General features: G+C 53.9%; 5 protein-coding genes. 1 reads left to right on the top strand and 4 read right to left on the bottom strand.

What is annotated here, in order from left to right:
* Positions 1-173 precede the first annotated feature (173 nt).
* The 4 genes from BZG79_RS11370 to BZG79_RS11385 form a co-directional block, all read right to left on the bottom strand.
* Positions 174-1730, bottom strand: coding sequence for a BCCT family transporter (locus BZG79_RS11370; RefSeq protein ID WP_198532293.1), 1557 nt, complete (start codon positions 1728-1730; stop codon positions 174-176).
* Positions 1731-1957: 227 nt separating this feature from the next.
* On the bottom strand, positions 1958-2419 hold the full coding sequence (locus tag BZG79_RS11375) for a thioesterase family protein (protein ID WP_077575905.1): 462 nt from the start codon (positions 2417-2419) through the stop codon (positions 1958-1960).
* Complete coding sequence (locus BZG79_RS11380; protein WP_077774441.1) at positions 2419-3375, bottom strand: L-carnitine dehydrogenase; 957 nt, start codon at positions 3373-3375, stop codon at positions 2419-2421. The genes BZG79_RS11375 and BZG79_RS11380 overlap by 1 nt, the downstream gene beginning before the upstream one ends.
* The gene (locus BZG79_RS11385; protein ID WP_077774442.1) at positions 3372-4283 is read right to left on the bottom strand and encodes a 3-keto-5-aminohexanoate cleavage protein; all 912 of its coding nucleotides are present in this window, start codon (positions 4281-4283) and stop codon (positions 3372-3374) included. Before BZG79_RS11385 ends, BZG79_RS11380 begins: the two co-directional genes overlap by 4 nt.
* Before the next feature lie 250 nt (positions 4284-4533).
* On the opposite strand from BZG79_RS11385, the gene BZG79_RS11390 reads away from it, so the two are divergent.
* Complete coding sequence (locus BZG79_RS11390) at positions 4534-4932, top strand: hypothetical protein (RefSeq protein ID WP_077774443.1); 399 nt, start codon at positions 4534-4536, stop codon at positions 4930-4932.
* Positions 4933-5078: the final 146 nt, after the last annotated feature.

Consider the following 5078-nt stretch of genomic DNA (forward strand, 5'->3'; position numbering starts at 1 on the left):
CCCAAAGCCAGTAAAAGAAGAAAAATAAGATAGATAAAAAAGCCGCTCACCCCACCACCTTAATCGGCAACGGAATGAGCAGCTTGTCTCGCGTTTAGCGCGTCTTGGTGCGACACCTTAAACCGCTATTTTTTCACGGCCAGCTATTTTTGGCAGCTAGCTTTTTTTGGCAGCTAGCTTTTTTTAGCCGCGACGAGCGAGCGGCGCGATTCACCAAACAGTGAGATCAGCACTCCGGCGGTCATCACCAGGATCACCACGCTCAGTGGCAAGGCCGCGGCGATCAATGCTGTTTGTAGCGCTTTAAGGCCGCCGGCCATCAGCAGCGTTGCAGCGACTAAGCCAATCACCACGCCCCAAAGCACCCGGAAACGCTTCGGTGGCTCTTCATCACCCAGTGACAAAATCGTCGTCAGCACTAAGGTGCCTGAATCAGACGAGGTCACAAACCAGCTCATCAACAAGAACACCATCAGGGCTGAGAGTATCCAGCCGAACATCCCAGAACCTACGATCCCATCCGCTGCGGCAAATAATGCGGCGGGAAGCTCCCAAGCGTTCACCAAATCGATAATCCCAGCACTGCCGACGCCACCACTGGCATACAGCTCTTGGTAGATGGCATTGCCACCGAAGATAACCAGCCAGACAAAGATCAGTAAGGTGGGCACAAATAAGACCCCTAACACAAACTCACGCAGGGTGCGCCCTTTGGAAATACGCGCGATAAACAGACCCACGAACGGCGCCCAAGCCAGCCACCAGCCCCAATAGAAAATGGTCCAGGCCTGCTGCCACTCCACCGTGCCCGGCTCATCAGCAAACCACAGCCCCATCGGAATAAAGTTAATTGCATAATCGAGCAAGGTTTCGCCGAACGCGCTGATCAGCCAAAGTGTGGGGCCGCCAATGAAAAAGATACCGACTACCAGCACCGACACCCAAATGTTCATCTGGGAGATAATACGGATCCCACGGCGCACCCCGGATACCGCCGACACAATCGAGATCGCCGAAATCACTGCAATCAAGATCAACTGCGTCGACAAACCGGAAGTGATACCGATCAGGCGCTCCAGCCCCACCGCCATTTGACTGACGCCGAGACCGAGTGAGGTCGCGACGCCGAACACGCAACCCAGTACACCGAGGATATCGAAAAGATGCCCCCAAGCGCCGTAAATGCGCTCGCCAATGAAAGGGTAAAGCGCCGAGCGCAGCGCCAGTGGCAGTTGCTTACGGTAGGCAAAATACGCCAGCGACATGCCGACAATCACGTAGATAGCCCAACCATGCAGCCCCCAGTGGAACACGGTGACCCGCAGCGCATCGATGGCACGCTCGTAACCAATGGCGGCCGCGCCTGCCATATCGGCGTGGGGATTGTTGGGATAACCAAATCCGCCGGTGTTATCGAGGTAAAAAATGGGTTCGGCCACCCCAAAAAACAGGATGCCAATACCGATGCCAGCAGAGAACAGCATCGAGAACCAAGAGAAGTTGCTAAACTCCGGACGGCTGTCGTCAGGGCCGAGGCGCACATTGCCGTACTTGCTGAAAACGATAAAACCGCACACGGTCAATAACAGCATCACAGTGACCAGGTAGTAGCCACTAAAGGTGCTTTCAATCCAGGTGCGCGTCGCACCAAACAGGACGCTGGCCGTCTCCGATTGAAAGCCGGTAAACAGCACAAAAGCCAGCACCAGCAGTGCAGAGCAAATGGTCATGCCACGATGCATGCCTTGGAAGAAGCCATCCTGAGCAAGCTCGGTGACGGTATAATCGGTCGATGTTTCAGCCTGGTGGCTGTCACGACGCTTGGGTGAGTGTGGTGGGGTTGGCGTAGCGATAATAAATCCTCCTTGAGCCGGAAGTCGGGCCGGCGATCCCGTTAACCGCTCAGCCTCTACTGAGCGGGACTTGATAACTCTTTAGCACCCGATGGCAGCGTCGTTCAATACCGCTTGGGTAACCCGATACGWCGGCCGGCACTCTCGGGCCAATCACTCTCAACCGCGCAAGGCAGTGTCTCGATGAGATTGGCCACAACATCTGGAAAAGGCGCGGGACGRCCGGTTTGCGTATCGATGCCCATCAGCATCTGCTCGCTGGTGGCCAGCACCTCACCTTGGCTATCACACATTTGCATAAACACGTGCAGGCGCTTTTGATCACGCGCTAACACGGTCACGTCGACCACCAAGGTCTGGCCTTGATGCGCCTCACGTCGGTAACACAAATGGGTTTCTAGGGTATAAATGGTATAGCGATGCTGGGTGCGGCCGGCGTCATCCAAGCCAATAGTGGCCATGAGCGCATCGACACCCAGCGAGAACACGCGCGCGTACTCGGCATCGTTCATGTGCCCGTTATAATCGACCCATTCTGGCGCGACGTCTATCGTTAATAGTGCCATTAGATGCGCCCTTCCAAGCCTTCAGCCTCTGGCCAATACTTCTGCGCCAAGTCTAAAAGTTCGACCAAAAACGCGTCACGGCGACGGTCTAGCTCAGAGACGGGACGACCCGCGGCTTGGTGTTCACAGCCTTCCACCACTTTATCAATCAGCTCATCGGTCAGCTCAGGCGCTTCAAGTTTGGTCCACGGCAGTTTTAGCGCCGGGCCGAACTGCTCTAGCATATGGCGCATGCCCTGCTCGCCACCGGCCAGGTGGAAAGTTAAGAAGGTGCCCATCAGTGACCAGCGCAGGCCACAGCCGTAAACCACTGCCGCATCAATCTCTTCGGTGGTGGCCACCCCATCGTTCACCAGGTGCAAGGCTTCACGCCACAGCGCTTCCATCAAGCGGTCTGCAATATGCCCCTCGATTTCACGCTTAACCACCAAGGGACGCATTGCTAGTGCTTGGTAAAGTGCATGGGCGCAGTCAATATGATCCGATTGAGTGGCTTCGCCGCCCACTAATTCAACCAACGGCAATAAATACACCGGATTGAATGGATGCGCCACCATCACCCGCCCTGGGTGGTTATGGCAATCCGTCTGCAGCTCGGTGGGTTTAAAACCAGAGGTCGATGAGCCAATAATCGCGTTTGGCGCCGCGGCCGCATCAATTGCCGCCAAGGTCTCACGCTTTATATCAATGCGCTCCGGCACGTTCTCTTGAACTAGATCGGCCTCTTTCACCGCCTGCTCAAGGCTATCAACAAAGGTTAACCGAGCAGGGTCCGCACCGACGGCAAGGCCCAGCTTTTCTAACGATGGCCAGGCATTGGCTACAAAGGCACGGGTGCGAGTGGGCGCTTGTGGGTCAGGATCATAGGCAACCACGTCCCAACCTTGCGCCAAAGCGCGCGCAATCCAGCCATTACCAATCACACCGGTGCCGATAACCGCTAACTGCTTGCTCATTGCTCACCTCCTTCAACCGGTTTTCCGGTTTTAGGGTCAACCAGTTTCAACGCGGCGCGCGTTTGTGCGGGTGTCATAATACGACCGCCAAGGTTTTCAATAATGGTGCTCGCCTTTTCTACCAATCCGCCGTTGGTCGCCATCACCCCTTTTTCTAAGTAGAGGTTATCTTCCAAGCCCACGCGCGCATGGCCACCCAGCAACATGGCTTGCGCCACCATCGGCATCTGATGGCGACCAACTCCAAACGCCGCCCAGTTGGCGTTTTCAGGCAGCTTATTGCGCATGGCCAACATGGTTTCGGTGTCCGCTTCCGCGCCCCAAGGAATGCCTAAGCAAAGCTGAAACAACGGATCGCCCTCGAGCAAACCTTCTTTTTGTAGCTGGCGGGCAAACCAAACGTGGCCTAAGTCAAAGCACTCCAGCTCTGCTTTCACGCCCGCGGCCTGCACCATACGCGCTTGCTCACGCAGCCAGTCAGCGGTGTTGATGTACACCATGTCGCCAAAATTTAGGCTGCCGCAATCTAGGGTACATAGCTCAGGCAATAGCTCGCCCACTGGCGCATGACGCTCGGCTGGGGTTTGCATATCAGAGCCCGGGCCACCACGGCTTGGGTCTTGAGCGTCCGGCACCCAATCACCGCCGCCACCGCCGGTGATGTTCATGACAATATCGACGTCTGATTCGCGAACGCGCTCCATCACCTCACGGAAGTGATCAATGTTGTGGCTAATGCCGCCCGTTTCAGGGTCACGCACGTGAATATGAGCGACACTGGCACCAGCACGCGCCGCCTCAATACAGTTGTCGGCAATCTGTTTTGGCGTGATTGGCACATTGGGGTTTTTGCCCGTGGTATCGCCCGCACCGGTAACGGCGCAGGTAAGAATGACGCTGCGATTCATGTTCGGCCTCTTGTCGCTTGATTAAACTGGCCACAGTGTGTCGGGAATACAGCGTCATAACTTGACACTAGGCGACATAAAAGACGCACAAAGAGACATTGTAGGGAGTATCGAGGGGCTTGGTGGACGTGAATAGCGGGCTCACTACTTAATCATTGCGTGAAACTCATTCAAAAAAAGATCAAACCATTATTAATAGGCAGGCATTAAGCGTGTATTCTGGCGGCAATCAAGTTAATGAGGACACACTGTGAAGTCAGATAAGTACCTTTCAGTCATCACTTTTTACGTGGTTATCTTAGCGCTATCAATTGCAAGCGGCTATCAGTACATTGGTGACTTTATTGAAAAGGGGATAAACTCCGCGGGTACGTTTATTAGCTATTTTGTGTTAATTGCTTTGTTTTCTATTTACAAAGGGGTTTCGTTATTCACTCGAAAGCAATTGCTTTTTCTCGCCGTTTTCTCAGTATTGATCACACTCACCTCTTACTTATACCCGTATCTTAAATACTCAGAGCAAAACCCAAGCGACTTAATGTCACCATTTTCTTATGACCTCGTACTAAACGTAATAGTTTTCACTCTGCTTTTTAAAGAAGCAAGGCGTGAACGTAGCCAAAGCATTCCCGAGCAGAAAATTATCTAGGGCCAAGCTACACTGTCATCAGTGACCCAATTGATCCATTCGCATGGAGACAGCCCGTTATGACGACAACGCCCAAACCTCCATTACATACTTTTGATCCAGCGGAGCTCTTGGACAACCAAGAAGCACTTCAAGCTTACTTAGAC

It is taken from the genome of Salinivibrio sp. MA427, assembly GCF_001996115.1.
Classification (GTDB): domain Bacteria; phylum Pseudomonadota; class Gammaproteobacteria; order Enterobacterales; family Vibrionaceae; genus Salinivibrio; species Salinivibrio costicola.